14 protein-coding genes are annotated in these 16,616 nt (G+C 64.9%); 12 read left to right on the forward strand and 2 right to left on the reverse strand.

The features are described 5' to 3' along the window. Positions 1–83: 83 nt before the first annotated feature. The 10 genes from D187_RS06420 to D187_RS06465 all read left to right on the forward strand — a co-directional run bounded on the left by D187_RS06420 (position 84) and on the right by D187_RS06465 (position 13,493). On the forward strand, positions 84–881 hold the full coding sequence (locus D187_RS06420) for a TadE/TadG family type IV pilus assembly protein (protein ID WP_002631037.1): 798 nt from the start codon (positions 84–86) through the stop codon (positions 879–881). After that, a complete protein-coding gene (locus tag D187_RS06425) occupies positions 860–2,395 on the forward strand; it encodes a pilus assembly protein (protein WP_043428555.1) in 1,536 nt (511 codons plus the stop codon). The genes D187_RS06420 and D187_RS06425 overlap by 22 nt, the downstream gene beginning before the upstream one ends. A 5-nt stretch (positions 2,396–2,400) precedes the next feature. Continuing rightward, entirely contained in the window at positions 2,401–3,375 is a 975-nt protein-coding gene (locus tag D187_RS06430) for a hypothetical protein (protein WP_002631039.1), read from the forward strand. An 8-nt stretch (positions 3,376–3,383) separates the two neighbouring features. After that, positions 3,384–4,070, forward strand: a complete 687-nt coding sequence (locus tag D187_RS06435) for a hypothetical protein (protein ID WP_002631040.1) — start codon at positions 3,384–3,386, stop codon at positions 4,068–4,070. Positions 4,071–5,104: 1,034 nt separating this feature from the next. Beyond that, positions 5,105–5,287: a hypothetical protein gene (locus D187_RS54785; protein ID WP_155893197.1), complete on the forward strand. Its 183-nt coding sequence runs from the start codon at positions 5,105–5,107 to the stop codon at positions 5,285–5,287. Between the two features lie 109 nt (positions 5,288–5,396). Beyond that, positions 5,397–8,864 (forward strand): nSTAND1 domain-containing NTPase, encoded by a 3,468-nt coding sequence (locus tag D187_RS06445; RefSeq protein ID WP_002631041.1) that lies wholly within the window; start codon positions 5,397–5,399, stop codon positions 8,862–8,864. Between the two features lie 79 nt (positions 8,865–8,943). Next, complete coding sequence (locus D187_RS06450; protein WP_002631042.1) at positions 8,944–10,749, forward strand: SAVED domain-containing protein; 1,806 nt, start codon at positions 8,944–8,946, stop codon at positions 10,747–10,749. A 33-nt stretch (positions 10,750–10,782) separates the two neighbouring features. Further along, positions 10,783–11,703, forward strand: a complete 921-nt coding sequence (locus tag D187_RS06455) for a nucleotidyltransferase domain-containing protein (RefSeq protein ID WP_002631043.1) — start codon at positions 10,783–10,785, stop codon at positions 11,701–11,703. A 38-nt stretch (positions 11,704–11,741) separates the two neighbouring features. After that, positions 11,742–12,587 (forward strand): sigma-70 family RNA polymerase sigma factor, encoded by an 846-nt coding sequence (locus D187_RS49515; protein WP_155893198.1) that lies wholly within the window; start codon positions 11,742–11,744, stop codon positions 12,585–12,587. 24 nt (positions 12,588–12,611) lie between these two features. Beyond that, a complete protein-coding gene (locus D187_RS06465; RefSeq protein ID WP_081713586.1) occupies positions 12,612–13,493 on the forward strand; it encodes a serine/threonine-protein kinase in 882 nt (293 codons plus the stop codon). Positions 13,494–13,545: 52 nt separating this feature from the next. Here D187_RS06465 and D187_RS06470 read toward each other — a convergent pair whose 3' ends face one another. Then, positions 13,546–14,136: a tetratricopeptide repeat protein gene (locus tag D187_RS06470; protein ID WP_020917821.1), complete on the reverse strand. Its 591-nt coding sequence runs from the start codon at positions 14,134–14,136 to the stop codon at positions 13,546–13,548. 515 nt (positions 14,137–14,651) lie between these two features. Between D187_RS06470 and D187_RS06475 the strand changes: the two genes are divergently transcribed. Continuing rightward, the gene (locus D187_RS06475) at positions 14,652–15,263 is read left to right on the forward strand and encodes a hypothetical protein (protein ID WP_051256250.1); all 612 of its coding nucleotides are present in this window, start codon (positions 14,652–14,654) and stop codon (positions 15,261–15,263) included. After that, positions 15,260–15,841 (forward strand): hypothetical protein, encoded by a 582-nt coding sequence (locus tag D187_RS06480; protein ID WP_002631049.1) that lies wholly within the window; start codon positions 15,260–15,262, stop codon positions 15,839–15,841. The genes D187_RS06475 and D187_RS06480 overlap by 4 nt, the downstream gene beginning before the upstream one ends. Before the next feature lie 44 nt (positions 15,842–15,885). On the opposite strand, the gene D187_RS06485 is transcribed toward D187_RS06480, so the two are convergent. After that, on the reverse strand, positions 15,886–16,608 hold the full coding sequence (locus D187_RS06485) for a tetratricopeptide repeat protein (RefSeq protein ID WP_002631050.1): 723 nt from the start codon (positions 16,606–16,608) through the stop codon (positions 15,886–15,888). Between the last annotated feature and the right edge of the window lie 8 nt (positions 16,609–16,616).

Genomic DNA, 16,616 nt, shown 5'->3' on the forward strand with positions numbered 1-16,616 from the left:
CTGGCGGGAACGCAGGCAGGCGGGGCGGCGACCATTTGACCGATATCCAATTCCCCAAGAATCTAAGAGGAAGCCTTTCCCCCATGGCTTCTTCCCCCATTCAGCGACGGCGTCACGAGTCCGGTCAGGCCGCGGTGGAGGCGGCCTTGTGCCTGCCCTTGGTGGTGTTCCTCATCCTGGGCACGTTGCAGCTGTTCATGCTGTTGCAGGCGCGCATCCTGGCCGAGGTGGCGGTGTACCGGGCGGTGCGCGCGGGCAGCCTCAATCACGCCAACTGCAAGGCGATGACGCACGCGGCCGTGGTGACGATGCTGCCCACGGTGGCGGCCACCACGTCGGGCGCGCAACTGGCGGATGCCTTCCGGGAGCGTCGGGAGAACTACCTGCGCGTGCGCGGCTCGTCCGGGAAGCTGTTCTCCGCGGGACCCGTGGTGGAGATCGTCCGCGAGTCGCCCGCCGTGGGCTGGGTGCGCGGGCTGTCCGGGGGCGAGGATTTGATGTTCGACGCGCCCACGGACTCGGCGGCGGAGCTGCGGCGGCGCACGCTCGAGATCCGCATGGTGGCCTGGTACTACATGCGCATTCCGTTCGCGGACTGGGTGCTGAACCGCATGTTCCTCGCCCACTTCAAACTCAAGCGCTACACGGCCGCCAATCCGCTGATGCCCGCGCAGAGGCACGCGGGGGGGTGGGACGACGGTGGCGTGACGCTGCCGTCGGGTGGCTGGCCCGGCGGTGACCTGGGCGATCGCATGGTGGAGTGGAGCGCACAGGGCCACTACCTGTTCCCCATCCAGGTGCACGCGGCCATGCGGATGATGACGCCGGTGAAGGCCAGCAACTTCCAGGGAGGTGCCGCATGCAGCCTGCACTCCTTCTGAGACGCAATCGGGGACAGGCGATGGTCCTGTTCGCGCTCACGCTGCTCCTGCTCACGCTGATGGTGCTCATGACGCTGGGCTTTGGCATGCGCGCCAAGGAGCGCGTGGAAATCCAGATGGCGGCGGACGCGGCGGCCTACAGCCAGGCGGTGTCGGTGGCGCGCACGTTCAACGCCATCGCGGTGATGAACCGCGCGCAGATCGCTCACATGGTGGCGATGGCCGGCACCCAATCCCTCATCAGCTATGGCAGCCAGCAGTACGCGGCGATGATGCACGGCCCCTGCCCGATTCCCACGGCGGAATGGTCCAGCCTCGACGAGGCCGCGGCCACCCAGGTGCAGCAGCTCCAGGGACGCGCGGGCGCCATGTACCGGGCGCAGCTGGCGCTGTACGGCAAGCTGCTCGGCAACCACCTGGTGGGGCAGCAGCTCGCCGCGCGCATGGCCCGGGAGGTCAACCCGGAGCTGCGCGCCCTCCCCGAGGGCGACCGCAAGTCCCTGGCGGAAGTGAACGGGGGCAACGGCTCGCTGGAGTACGACGACCTGATGGATCAGGTGCGCGACGGCACGGTGCCGGCCACCAGTGGCGCGGTGCTGCCGACCGGTGGCAACCAGGGCCGCGTCAACCTGAACGCCACCATGGGCAGCCTGGGCTGGACGTGGGTGCACAACCGCGAGTCGGGCAGCGCGGGCTTCGGTACCGGTGGCGCCGCGCAGAACCCCTCCTTCAAGCGCTACGGCTCCGCGTCCCAGATGGACTCGTCCACCTACAGCACCATCTCCGGGCGCAACTCGTGGGCGCATGACCATGGACGGGCGGTGCCCATCATCTGCCCGGATGGCTCCACCGTGCCGGACATCGAGGCGACGGACACGTGGGTGATGTCCGACGAGAAGCAGTCGAAGCAGGACCAGCACGTGTACGGCGCCAAGCCCCCGCCCGGCCAGGGCTCGGAGGGCGACACCACCGTGGACGAGCGGCACACGCTGGGCGCCTGCATCGTCTGCCCCGGTATCTGGCCGTACGCGGTGGGCTTCAACGTGGGGCTGCTCCAGGGCAACGCGGCACGCAACGACTTCGGCCAGCCCAAGCTCTACACGGTGCTGTCGCGCGACTACGCGAGCCCCGCGCGCCGCAAGCGGCCGGATCCCTGGAACCTGTTCTTCCGCTTCCGCTTCGCGGGCGACACCGTCGAGTTCGACAACGCCAGCCCCGAGGGGCGCATCAGCGCCGCTGGCCGCGGGGACGTGCAGCGCAACCAGGTGGCCCTGTCCGCGGGGCTCGCCTACTACCACCGGCCCCGGTCTGCGGCGGAGGGCGGCGGTTGGCGGGAGCCTCCCAACTTCCTCAATCCCTTCTGGCGCGCCACGCTGGTGAGCCCCGAGGGCGCCGTCGACGACAAGCCCGCCAACAGTCTGCGGCAGGCGGGTTTCACCGAGCACGCGGGCGCGCTGCGTCGGCTGGACGAAGTGGGTTTCCGGGGCGGCAGCCCCGAGGGCGCGAGGTATTGACGGCCATGGCGAAGCGCGCGGCGGCTCGACGGGGACAGGCGCTGGTGGAAACGGCGCTGGGGACGATGGTGTTCGTCACCATCCTCGTGTTTGGCATCTACTTCGCCGAGGTGGGCGCGTTGACGCTCAAGGTGCAGGAGGCGGCCAACTTCGCGCTCTGGGAGGCCACGGCCCACGTGCATCACGATCCCCGGGAGGGGGCGTTCCAGCGGCGGGGCGCGGTGGCGCAGGCGGAAGCGGAGGCCAACCGGCGCTATCGCGACTTCGACGGACGCTCGAGTGAGGGGGGCGGCGCGATGACGGTTCAACTGGCCATCGCGCGCGCCAGGTCCCCTCGGGTGGTGTGTGAGCCGAGGCTGCCCGGAGGGGATCCGCTCATCGCGGGCATCCGGCCCTTGGACGCGAACGGGGGCTCGGTCGCGCTGGGGCAGGCGATGAACATCCAATCGCCGGGCATGTCGTGCACGGCGTCCTCCGCGCTGCGGGGCGCGCGCATCGGCCGCTTCCTGGAGCCGGGGTTCTTCAAGGTGTCCCATCGTCGCGCCAGCGCGCTCTTCACGGTGTGCGCCGCGGGGCGGGCCTCGGATGGCACCTGCGGCGGGAGCTTCTCGCTGCTGCTGGATGACTGGGGCCTGGCCGGGGTGGACGAGGGGCGCTCGTGCGCGCTCAACATCGACAACGGGCGGAACTGCCAGAACCTCGACTACCACGACTGGGTGCAGCGCGTTTACGAGCGCAATGGCGGTGGCGGGAGCGCGGGCAGCGCGCTCGCGTCCGCGACCCGGGCCGGCGCGGGCATCGACGAGGATCAGTTCTTCATGAGCTTCCGGGGCGAGGAGGACAATTACGAGCAGGACATTGGCGCCTCGCACGCGGGAAACCAGACGCGCTGGGAGGTGACGCCCTTCCGCGTTCCGAATGGAGGCCTGAACTACACGGTCCACCGGGACAACCGCTGGCTCGGAGGCGTGCCGCATTGAGCCGGGCCGTGCGAACAGTGGGGCGTGCGTGGGCGCTGCTCGTGGCGCTGTCGCTGCCGGCCCTGGCGGGAGACGGGGGGACGCCGCAGCCCGCGCGCTTCGCGTGGCCGAAGCTCCAGGTGCTGGAGCAGGTGGAGTCCAATGAGATCGTGGAGGCGGGCGGCGTGCCGGTGGCGCTGCGCGCGGTGCACGTGAAGGAGTCCGCGCGCGAGCTGGTGCAGCGTTTCGCGGATGCCTTCCGGGACGGGGGGCTCTACGTGCCGTCCGGCAAGGCGCAGCCGCAGCTCGCGAGCAACGCGACCATGCTCACCGCGGTCGATCCCCGCCGCCGCATCACGTACACGGTCATCCTCCAACCCCAACCGGACGGCACCACCACGCTGTACCTGGGCGAGGCCAACCATGCGCTGGCGCGCGCGCCCGGCACGGAGACGGACTTCGCGCCGTTGCCTCCGGGGGCGCAGGGGGTGTTGCGCATCAACGGCGAGGGCTCGCGCACGCTGACCTTCCACGTGTCGCTCACGGGCGAGCAGGTGCAGGCGTTCTACGACGGGGCGCTCGCCAAGGCCGGGTGGAAGCGCGGGGACGAGGCGGGCGTGTACACGCGATCGGGTGAGGAATTGCGGCTCGTGCACGAGCCCGGCGAGGGCGGCCAGCGCGCGGTGGTGCTGCTGCTCCAGTCGCGGGCGCGCTGAAGCAGGGCCCTCGCTGTTTTACTGGCGGAGCGGGATTGTTCTCCCTGGGGGTGCTAGGCTGAGCCTGTCACTCCGGGGGGAGCAATGCACCGTGGTCACATTCTCGTCTTGCTGTGGGTCCTCTTCGTCAGTGCCGCCTGTCCGCACACCTTTCGAAAGGGAGGCGCGATCGATCAGTCCATACTCAAGGACATGCACGAGTCCTTCAGACCGATGAGGCGCACTGACTGCGAGCCAGCAACTCTTCGGATCGTGTGTCTCCCGGAAAAATTCGTGGACTGTGAGCGGCAATGCAGAGAAGAGCTCGAGGCGATCAGTGAAGGGGAGGAAGGGTGAGGTGGCGGATTCCAGCCGCGATCATGGTGGCATTGCTGCTACCAGCGCCCATCATGGCGGTCATCTCCATTCATTGGCTTGGATCCCTCACGAAGCGCGCAGCGGTGCAGGCAAGGGCCGTGGTTCCGATGCTTTCGTGGGAGCAGCGCAGCCAGCGCCCGACCTGGCGACAGCCTTGCCGGCGGAGCGCCGACTGTGATTCGCCCCTGGCCTGCTTTCTCGACACGCACGTTCATGGCTTCTACTGCACGGACAGCGAGTGCGAGACTGATTCCCAATGTCAGACGGGGTTCGTTTGCAGGAGCGTGGAGACCTGGGGCGGTGAGGTTCTGAATCGGTGCGTCTTGGAGGGAGAACGGCGGGAGGGAGAGCGCTGCAAGCCCCTGTCGAGAAAATACGCGAGCGCCTGCGCGGCGGGATTGCTCTGCGACGATTGGTGTGGCCGGCCATGCGAACCCGAGGATCCAGGGAGTTGCCCCGAGGGCTTTTTCTGTCCACCGGAAGGTGGCCCCCAGGGCCCCTCCTGTCTTCCCACCTGCGAAGCGCGCGGCTGCCCTCCGGGTCAGGCCTGCATCCGTTTCCGTCAGGGGAGTTCGGTCTGCTCGGTGGTCCATGGCACGAACTGCCAGCAGTCCACCTGTCCCGAGTCGCAGGTGTGCGAGACGCATATTGTGCCGAAAGGGGTGGGAGCGGTCTGGATGCGGTGCGAGCTTCCCTGCACGAGCGATGGCTCGTCCTGCCCGGAAGGCTTCTTCTGTCACCTGTCGCGTTGCGTGCGCGCCTGTGAGCCAGACGCGCGGGACACCTGTGGGCCGGGCGAGAAGTGCGCGCGACTCCGCGCCAGCGGGCGCCAGGCCTGTGTCTTCGATGAAGACACCTGAGTCTCCGCAACCGGGTGATGGCCCCATGGTGTGTTTCAGGAAACCAGTGGGTCGAGCGTAGGCCGGGAGGTCTTCCTCTAGGCTCGGCTACGGAGTAGATCAAGGGGGCATGGAGCTTCCCAGCGACTCTCTTGGTCCCTATCGGCTGATGGAGCTGATTGGTAGTGGCGGTATGGGGCAGGTCTTCAGCGCGCTCCACCATCGTATGGATCAGAAGGTCGCGCTCAAGCTCCTTTCACCCGAAGCGTCCAAGGATCGGCAGCTCGTTGCCCGGTTCCTCCAAGAGGCACGGGCGCTCGCTCAGCTCCAGCATCCTGGTGTCGTGCGCTTGTTCAGCTGCGACCAACTCGATGACGGTACTGTCTACCTCGCGATGGAACTTCTTGAGGGCTTCTCGCTGCGCGAGTGGATGAGGCACCGGCCGGGCCCCGCGCCACTCGATGCATCGTTGGCCTTCTGCAGGCAGATCGCGGACGCGATGGTCGACGTCCACGCGAGGGGAATCGTCCATCGGGACTTGAAACCCGAGAACGTCTTCCTCTGCCGGGACGAGAGCCTCGCTTTCGGCTATCGCACCAAGCTGCTGGACTTTGGTATTGCCAAGGTGCCACCAGCAACGAACGGAGCATGTTTCGATACACAAGTTCAGACCGTGGCACCCATCTTCATCGGCACTGCCACGTACATGGCCCCTGAGCAATGCCGGAACGCGGCGGAGGTCGATGGCCGCGCGGATGTCTATGCGTTGGGTGTGCTCCTCTTTGAACTCCTCGCGGGAAGGCCGCCGTTCGTCTCTAATGAGACCATCGAGGTCATCTCGATGCATAGGTACGTGGTGCCGCCATCCCTCCAGGATTTCGCGCCGATGCTCCCCGGTGTGCTGTCTGCCTTCGTTGCCTCCATGCTCGCCAAGGACCCCGCACAGCGTCCGACGATGCTCCGGTGCCGGGACATGCTCGGCCGTGCCTGGGAAATGGAGCGGGATGAGTGCCCTGTCCCCGGACTCGCGCCCTTCACGGAAGAGCAGGCCGAGCTGTTCTTTGGCCGGAAGGAGGATCTCGATGAATTGCTGGCATTGCTCGAGCAGGCCCGTACGGCCGAACGGCGCTGGGTGCAACTCGAGGGCCCAAGTGGCGTGGGCAAATCCTCCCTGGTTCAGGCAGGTCTCCTGCCCCGACTGAAGGAGGTTCCCCTCCAGGAGGAGCGGAGATGGCGGGTCGCCAGCATGCGATCGTCCTACGAGCCCCTGCGCGGCCTCGCATTGGCACTCGTCTCGGCGTACGCGGGCACCGGCTTTGACCAGACTCCAGAGAACGTCGAGCGGGTTCTTCGCACGGGCCCCGATGCACTCCGAGCATTGGTGATGGCCCACACTCCTCCGGGGTGCTGCTTCCTCCTGATCCTCGAACAGATGGAAGAGCTCTTCACTCTTGGTGCCGAGGATTGCCACCAGCTCGATGTGCTCGTGTCCACCGCGCTCGCCGCACCAGAGTCTCCCCTGCGACTGCTCACCACCCTCCGCAGCGACTTCATCCACCGGGTGGAGCAACTCCCCAGCCTCGCGTGCCAGCTAAACAAGGCGGCCCGCTACCACCTACGCACCATGGATGAAGAGGCACTCACCCAGGTCATCCAGGGAATGGCTCAACGGGCCGGGTTGCGGCTCTCCGAGGGACTGCCGGAGCGGATGGTCCGCGACACTAGGAACGATGGTAGCCAGCTTTCCCTCCTCGGCCATACACTCCGTGGGCTCTGGTCATCGCGCAGTGGCCCTCTGCTCACCCACGAGCACTACGCGCAACTTGGAGGTGTGGGTGGCGCTCTGGCGCGGCAGGCCGAGCAACTCCTCGATGGACTTGGTGACGAGGGGCGTGAGCGCGCGAAGTGGCTGTTGCTCGAACTCGTGCAGGTCGGCCGTGGTGTTCCTGATACTCGCCGTCCCCGATCGAGACGGGAGATCCTCACGGCGGCAGGTGATGATGAGCTGGCGGAGCAGGTGCTGATGCGGCTATCCGGAATGCGCACGAACTCCTCGGAAAAAGCGCAACAGAACTTGCGGCTCGTGGTGCTATCCGCAGGGCCGGACCCAGCCCAACAGCGCATCGATCTGGTTCACGAGACCCTGCTCCAGAAAGTGCCATCCATCGCGGGCTGGATCGAGAGTGAGCGAGCGTTGCTCGAACGGTACGCGGATCTGGAGGTCGCAGCCCACGCCTGGGAGCAGGCGGGTTGTCCCTCGGACGGGCTTCCCTTGGGCTCACTGCTCGCGCATTACCGCGGACACATTGGCAGCGCACGCCAACGAAGCCCCGCCTCGCGGATGATGAGTCACCGCGCAGTGCGCTTCCTCGATGCAGCGCAACGACTTGACCGGCGGCGCACTTGGTTCAAGCGCGCGCTTGCACTGGCCTCGATGGCCGCAGTGGCGGCAATTACGTTTAGCGCGGCGCGGGCCACTCGCGCCCTGCAACAAGCGGAGAAGGAGCGGCAGCGTGCCGAGGAGCGCCTTCAGCAGGTCATTGATGACAAGGAGCAGTTCTTCTCGAGTGCGGATTGGCAGCTCAGCAGGATCCTCTACACGCTCCCCATACGTCAGTCGACGCAGCTGTCGCACGACAAGACCCTGACTTCGCTAACGGAGCAGGAGCGCGAGAAGCCGTCGGTGCGGAAGACGATCATCAAGACCCGGCACCGGCGCGGCGATCTTGCCTATTGGGATGATTCGCTCACGCGGGCCGACGCATTCTTCCGCGACGGGCTGAAAGAGATTCGCAAGGGGCTCGCGCGCCAGCCCGAGGACGAAGGCTTGATGTTCCAACTCGGATTGAATCACTCGAAGCGAGGCAAGGTCGCGCTGGCACGAGGCCGGTGGGAAGAGGCTCGCGGCTACTTCGACGAAGCCATCAGTCTGTTCGAGCGTCCGTCTCGTGCCAACGAAAAAAACAGCGATCTCAGGGACTACCGGCGGACTCTCGCGACGAGCTACTCCGAACTCGCCGATCTGGAACTCGCACTCGGCCGGATGGATGCCGCCGCATCTCAGTACGACCATTCCATCACGCTCTTCGAACAGAACATCGGCAAACCAGACGATGACTACGATGTGTCCCTCCTGGCGGACGTGCTCTGCTCGCGCGGTGAGACGGCCCGTCGGTTGGGAGATTTGAAGGCCGCCGAGGGCTATCTAATCAAAGCACTGGGTCTGGGCCGCGAACTCATCGATCACAATCCGGGGGATGGGCTTTTTATGTGGACCCTGGCTCGGGTCCTCGTGGAGTTGGCTGAGCTGGAAACCGCACGAACTCAATGGGGCACGGCGAGCAGATACTACGACGAGGCGCAGGTCCTGGGATGGACGCTGCTCAAGGGGGAGAAGGAGAACAAGCGCTACGCCCTGGCCATGCTCCACGCATTGAGCGGGGATGAGACGTTAGCTCGCGTCCTGGGCAATCACGACCGAACCAGGTGGTTGCACACCGAGAGATGTAAGATTGTGAGCGCATTTGTAGGAAGCGACAGCGAGGACGTCCGCTTCCAAGCGCTGAATTGCCCCTTGAGCGAGGGCCCAGAAAAATAAAAAAAATCTGGTCGCGCCCGATCCTTTCGGAGATGGCGTCCATGGAGATCAGGAATCCATTTCTCTTGGGCGGATCTTCATGCACGAGACCAACGACACGCCTCTCAGCGGGCTCATCCTACTCTCCCAACCCGAGCAACTCAGTATTACCCCCAAAGACATGGTCGACGCGCTCCCGTACGCCTACAAGGCGCTCCCCCGGATGCCCTTCGACCTGGACGTGGTGGAACTCGCGCGTCAAGCCATCAGAACTCGCGACTGGGGGGCGGCGCAGCGCGCGCTTGAAGAGCGGGTACGCAGGGAACTCGTTCCGCTCCGGGACAAACACCCCGACTATCGCATCATCTACTTCGGGTCCTCGCCCATTCCGCTCACGGTCCACCTCGGTTTCCTCCTCGAAACTTGGCAGGGCGTGGAGGTCATCCCTCACCACCACGCGCGGAGGCTCTGGGGGTGGAGCCCCGAGCCCGCGAGACCGCCCGCCCGCCTCAAACCCGTCCGCCAACTGGACTACAGGGACAATTCATCGGGAGAAGCCGTCATCCGGGTCTCGACATCGCACCTCGTCGACCCGCAGGCGACACAGCGGGTGGTTCTCAAACCGCTGGTGGACATCGACATCGAGTTGGAGCATCCCGCAGAGGACGCCTTTTCTAGCATGGAGGAGATGCAAGAGGTCGCTCAGGTGTTCCGCGACACCCTGGATGCCATCGGTGACAGGTTTCCAGGCATCCAGCGCGTCCACCTGTTCGCCTCCGTGCAACCGGGGATGGCGCTCCTGCTTGGTGCGCAGATCAGCAAGACGATGCATCCGGCCGTGCAGACCTATCAGTACACGAGGAACGCGGAGAACGAGCCCTATCACGTGCCCGCGGTGCTCGCGAATGGGCCGAGCCAACCTGAGCTTCAGCCCCTCACGGAGGATGAGAAGGTACAGGCCGCGAAAGATCGCGAGCACCTGGCTCGCGCGCTCGAGCGAATGAAGGGCCGCGCCCAGATGGAACAGAGAAGCGCTGCCCCCAACTGGCTCGCGGGCCTCTTGTCGAAACCAGGAGGGCACCCAGGGTTTGCTTCCCACTGGCTGGGCATGCCCGCCCTGCACGAAACGCCCCTGCTCAAGACAGAGGTAGATCTCGCGACCCATACGGTCGATGACAGCTTCCGCTACGTCCACACCCTTCGTGTCTGGCAGATCGATGACCACTGGCTGGCACGGCTCGCGAAGAGACATCCGGACGAGGTAAGGCGGGCGAGAGCCCTGCGTATGCTTGTCCTGCATGAACTGGCCCATCGTGGGCCTCAAATGCTCACCAGCAAGTCGAGCAAGGAAATCGGCCGGTTCCCCAAGGTGCTAGAGGAAATCGATTACCACGCGGATGTATGGGCGATGCTGTATGAGTACGCGCTCACGGAGCAGCAATCACCGCGCGAAGTCGCCGATCCGCAAGAGTTTTTCCTGGAACTGATCCGGGTCGCGACCGAGACCATGTGGGCGTTCGACGATGACGGCCAGTCTCCCCGGGAGTTTCAAATTCGCCGTCTCAACCGGTACCTCATCTGGTACTGGCAGTACCTGTTGTTGGAGCATGGCGCCGGGCAGGGACGGGAGACGACTCTCGACTTCGTTCTTTCGCTCCTCGCACAACGTCCCATCATCGAGATGGCTGGTCCCACGGTCTTCGCTCGCCATGAGCGTGTCTTCTTCGCCCTCGACACCGCGCGTGTGGGCATCCCCGAGCTTGCCCTCTATCACGAGGGCAAGCTCTACAGGCACGGGGCGCGCTACGACTTCTCCATCGACGAACTGCTCGATGGGGTACGGATGCGCGACGGTATGCAGATTCGCGAGGTTCTGCGGTCGGCCTTCGAACAAACGGTGCGTTGAGCTTTTCTCCTGGAAACCCTGAAGGAATTACACATGTCATTTCAGCCACTATTCCGGCGGTTCCACCAAGCCATCCAATTGAAACGCTTTGACGAGAATGCGGAACTCGTCGAGAAGCGAGATCGAGTCTTGAAGCGGCTGCGCGAGAACCTGTCGATCTCCTTCGATTGGTTTAACCAAGGCAGCTATGCCATGGGAACAGGAGTCAAACCCGTCAATGGAGACTATGACATTGATATCGGACTCGTGTTCGATGTCAGCCATCGATCGTACGCTCCCAGCACGGTCAAGAAGTGGGTTTACGACGCCGTAGTTCACCACACCACGCGCGTGGAATGGCGCCGCCCGTGTATCACCGTGTACTATCAACAAGCCGGTGAAGCCATCTACCACGTCGATCTCGCCATCCTGGTGAAGGAATCACCGTACTCCAACGCGCTCTACTTGGCGATCGGCAAGGAGCACTCCGCAGCGGCCCAGCAAGAGTGGCAACCCGACGACCGGAAGGGCTTCATCAAGGCCATTGAGAACAAATTTACTGGTGAGGATGCAGAGCAGTTCCGCCGCGTCATCCGCTATTTGAAGCGCTGGAAGGACGAGCACTTCTCCAACCAGGGAAGGGCGGCTCCCACGGGGCTCAGCCTCACTGTTGCCGCTTACTACTGGTTCCAGCTAGCGAAGACTAGCTGGTATTCTGCTGCCGATTACGACGACTTCTCTGCGACTGCCTCCCTGGTGGATATGATCAAACGAAACTTCTATTATGGTCGTCGTCTCTCTCTGCAGTTCCCCAAAGCGCCACAAGATGACGTGCTCGCACGCATGACCGACCAACAAATGCGGGAATTCTACCAGCGCCTTGAGGAACTGAGTGGCTGGTTGGATGATGCTCGGAGGACTCGCTCCACCGCTCCACTCCAGCAGGCCTTTGGCGCGGACTTTCCCGCTCAGTGACGCAGTGCCTCTCCTGCCGCGCCCCGGGTATTATCCGCGTGGGTTCGCTGAAAAGGGAATGGGAGCGCCAGGGCATGGGACGAGAATCGTTGTCGGTGATGTCCGTGGAGGAGTTGTTGCGCCGGGCTCGCGCTGGGGAGAAGGACGCCCTGGAGGCACTCTTCGACAGGTGCCGGAAGAAGCTCGATGAGTGGGCATCTTCGGTCCGCTCCAGGATTCAGCCAAGTGGCGCTCGTCCCTCGGACATGGTGCAGGACACGGTGCTGCGCGCGTTCGATGCGTTCTTCGATTTCAAGGGAACCACCGAAGCTGAATTGCTCGCTTGGCTCCAGAGCACCTTCCGGAATCAACAGGTGCAGCAGGTACGGCATGTGCGGCGCATGAAGCGAGACGTGCTCAAGAGTGTCCCTCTGGAGGACTCCGAGGCCCTGTTGCCGCCCATGCTCTTGCGCAGTCCGAGTCAGGCTTCTTCCTTCCGAGAAGAGTGGCGCCTGCTTCTCACATACCTCTATGAACTGCCCGATGACCAGCGCGAGGCGATCTCTCTCTGCTATCTGAAGGAACTCCCGGTTGCTGAAGTCGCAAGGCATTTGCAGAAAAGCGAGCAGTCCGTCGCGGGACTCCTGAAACGTGGCGTCAAAACACTGCGGTCTCGCATGACGGAGGGCTCTGGATCGCCGACCAGTGGTTCCTCCAACGAGACTCCTCTATCGAGGGACTCCGCGGTTGCCCTGCTCGACTATCTCCGGCGGCGTGACAGCGGAGAAAAGGTGGACCTCATCGCGTTCATCTCCCTGTACCCGGATTTCGTGGATGAATTGCGTGACATGCTCCAATGGATCGAACGTCTTCAATCCCTCCGCCCGACATCCCCTACACCGTAGCGATCCAGAAAACGGAAACATGAAATGCCAATGCTCTCACAAGGATTCCGCATTGAAGATCACGAGATCATCCGTCTCACGGCAATCGGGGCCATGAGTGAAGTGTACGAGGCTCGTCACGGGCCCGACGGAAACTCCGTCGCCGTGAAGGTTCTGTCCCCGGAGTGGTGCTTGCACGAAGAGCTGGTCGCGCGCTTCCTCAACGAGGCGCGTGCCCTCGAGTATATGCAGCATGAGCGCATCGTGAATCTCTTCGCGTATGGCACCCTGCCTGGTGGTTCGCCCTTCATGATCCTAGAGTGGCTGCCCGTTGATCTCCATCAGGTGCTCATTCACACAGGAGGCCCGCTCGCGCCGTCGGTCGCAGCTCGCATCATCCGACAACTTGCCGATGCACTGGCCGCACTGCACGACCGAGGCATCGTCCACCGTGACCTGAAGCCGGCCAACGTGCTACTGCCTCAAGACGATCTTGCTCGCGTGGAGGTCAAGCTAGCTGACCTGGGACTCGCCAAGGTTCCCCCTGGCGAAGCGGTGTCTCATCTGAGTTGGGAGCCGAGGACCCTCTCCTCCTTACCCGTTTCAACGGGGGGCGGTACGCTCTTAGGGACATGGGATTACATGGCTCCGGAGCAGTGGATCCAATCCAAGACGGTCGACTCCAAGGCGGATGTCTATGCGCTGGGCGTGCTCTTCTTCCAGCTGCTAGCAGGCAGATTGCCCTTCATAGCTGAACAGCAGAAGGACCTGATGTACCTCCACCTCTTGGAGCCGCCTCGCCTCGATCTGCTCGCTGGTTCCGTGTCCAACTCCATCCGTGAACTCATCGGCGCGATGCTGAGCAAAAAGCCCTCTTCACGGCCCACCATGCGAGAGTTCATAGAGCAACTCGTTGGTATGTCGTAGGACTAGCAGAACGGCTGATGTCGGAGACGGAACGTCCCCGCGCGGTTCAGCCTCAGTGTTGGAGCATCACCTCTGGCGGATGGCTCCGCTCCGCCACCTGCTCGAGGTCCTCCACCTCGTAGGTGAGCAGGGGCGTTTGCGAGGACACCACGACCCAGGCCATGCCCGGCCCCGCCCGCACCGCGAGGGCATTGTCCGACAGTCGCCTCAGCTCCGGCTGGGGCGGCACGGCCTTTGGAGGTTCACTCCTCTGCCACGCGCGCGGCTGCTCCCTCTCCGGGGGGTACTCGAACAGCGCCTCGGGCGCCGTCATCGGGGTGGGCCGCGTCTCCTCCTCGTCCGCGGGCGGCAGCGCCTCCAGCGCTCGCGCCACCTCCTTGTTCCGGGGATTCAACTCCAACGCCGCCTTCAGCGCCGCGCGTGCCCCGGCCTTGTCTCCTTCATCCAACAGCAGCTCGGCCGCCATCCGGAACGCGTTGAGGGCCTCGCGCCGCGAGCCCGCGCCCCGGTACGCCTCGGCCTGGCCCATATACAGGGAAGGATCCCTCGGGTTGAGCTCCAGCAACCGCTCATAGGTCTGCACGCACTCGGTGAACCGCCGCTGGGCATACAGGTCCAACGCCTCTTCCTTCAATTCCCTCACACCCACCGTCCCATCCCCTTCGGCTCGCGCCGCGAACGTCCCACCCCAAGCAAGCACGGGCTGTGCCGGACGCCCGCTGTCCTCAGCACATGGGTCGAAGCCGCTCTTCGTCCGATCCTGCACTCTGGGTTTGTCCGCTGTCGGGCATCAGACGGGCTCTCGTACTTGCGAACACCTGAATATGATCTTCTCCCCGTTCAAGCCGCCTTCCCGGACCCTGTAAGGAAGGCGGAAATGTCTCCTTCCGACACCGTCATTCTTTCAGGCCGCGGCGCATGTCTTTGGCGAGCGTCATCCCCATCTCGGGCAGCACGCGCACCTGCCGCGGCCAGGCCTGGGTGGGTGTGTCATGCGCGCGAGCGCTTCCTCGTACCGGCCGCCGCGCCGCAACCGGCCCACCCTGCGCGGGAGTGTGTACGGCCTCGCGGGCCAGGAATCCGTCGGTGCACGGTTGCCAACATCGCTCGCGAGCGCGTCCTTGTTTGTCCGGCTGGATCCCGATACCCGTGACTTCCATGTTCAAGAGCCGTAACCAAGAGTGGGCCTTCGTGACTCGAGAATGGTGGGTTGCCGCGAGTCTCGGTCTGCTGCTTGTCTCGTGTAGTTCTACTCGTTCTATCACTCCGGGTACCGAGGACCTGACGAACCTGGTGCTCGTCATCAGCGAATTGCCCGATGGGCAGGTCACACACTCCTGGCAATCCGCCGAGGGTTTCGACCTTTCGCAATACAAGCATCCATCCAACAACAACTCACCTGGAGACATCATGCCAGTCGCGGCCCGACCACGTGATTGCGACCAGGAATTACAAAACTGTTATCAGGACTGCATGCGCCAACCCTTGCCCAAGGGATACGGGCACGTCAGGTCACCTCGCGGCAGTGGCGGAAAGTCAGAGTACTGTCGAGAGACGTGTTGGCAGCCCTATCAGGATTGCATCGAACTCCAAGGACTCAAGCCCCAGGAATTCACATCCGCCGAGCATGCGGTCGAGGCGCTGAAGCCCAGCCGGAAGGCCATCCTGGTGGGGAGCGTCGTCCTGATCGCGGGAGTGTTCTTCGTCACCGTTTCCGCGGGAGCGGGCCTTCTCGTTCTTGCTCCCATGGCGCTGGTGGTGGCGCCATGAGCAAGCATCCGCCCATCCGGGACGTGATGGACCTCCTCGCGCGGATTCGCGCCAGCACTCCATCGCCCGAGCAACAGGAGCTTCTCGCGGTGGCCCTCAACGCGATGCTCTTCATCAGCTCGACCGGTCAGCGCCATGCCTTCGCGGACTTCCTCTCGTACCTTGAATCCAGCGCCCCTCCTCCCGTGGTGGCCGCGTTCAAGAATCGCGAGGAGGCAGACACCTGGTTGAACAGTCAGTCCGAGCCACCCGACTCGGCCCTCGTGCTGATCGCGGACCAGTACCACACCGTCATGTTCAACCGAGACCGGGGCCACCGCCGCCTGGTTCCCCTTGCCATCATCGAATTCCACCTCGGCCGACTCAAACGCGAAGGTCTTCCTCCTGTGGTGGCCACGTTCGAGAACCGCGAGGAGGCGGAGTCCTGGCTCGCGCGTCAGGCCAAGCCGCCGGCGCAATCCCTGGTCACCATCGCGGGCGAGAATCACCTCGCGGTGTTCCACCCCGAGGTCAACCATCGCGCGCTCTACCCGTTCTCCCTGGCCCTGGACGAGGAGCCCTCCGCCGCGGAGTCTTGAGACGTGAAAGCCCGGGCGCGTGGGCTCCCGCGCCCTGAGCGGCGTCAGGCCGTCTCCCCGAGCCCGCGGCGCAGTGCTTCCACCAGCTCGGCGGGGTCCCCCTCGCGCAGCGCGGCCCGTCCCGCCTCGAAGTCCGCCCGGGCTCCCTCCACGTCCCCCAGGCGCGCGCGCAACTCCCCCCGGTCGCGCAAGAGCTCGGCGTCCACCGGCTCTCCCTCGGCGGCGGCGAGCGCGCGGGTCATGTCCTCCACCGCCTCGCGCGTGCGCCCCAGCCGGGCCCGCGCGAGCGCGCGCCGGTGCAAGAGCCACGGGTTGCCCGCGTCTTCGTCGAGGGCTCGCGTCCAGTCGCGCTCGGCGTCCTCGTCCCGGCCGAGCACCTCCAGGGACTCGGCGCGCCGCATGTACAGCACCAGCGCCTTGCGGAACTCCCCGGCCGCCAGCGCGTCGAAGTCGGCCACGGCCTCGGCGTGGCGGCCAAGCCGCGCCAGGGCGAGCGCGCGGTGCAGGTGCCCCGAGGCATGTCCCGGGGCCAACGCCAGCGCGCGCTCGTACCAGGGCAGGGCCTCGGCGGGCTGGCCTCCCCAGATGGCGAGCGTCATCCCCATCTCCAAGAGGACGCGCACCTGCCGCGGGTAGCTCTCGGTGAGCGCGCGCATGCGCGCGAGCGCTTCCTCGTACCGGCCGCCGCGCCGCAGCCGGTCCACCTTGCGCAACAGCTCGGTGAGCTCCGGGGGCCACGCCTCGCGTCCGTTGCGCTCCTGGGTCATGCGCTCCC

This window comes from Cystobacter fuscus DSM 2262 (genome assembly GCF_000335475.2).
GTDB classification, from domain to species: domain Bacteria; phylum Myxococcota; class Myxococcia; order Myxococcales; family Myxococcaceae; genus Cystobacter; species Cystobacter fuscus.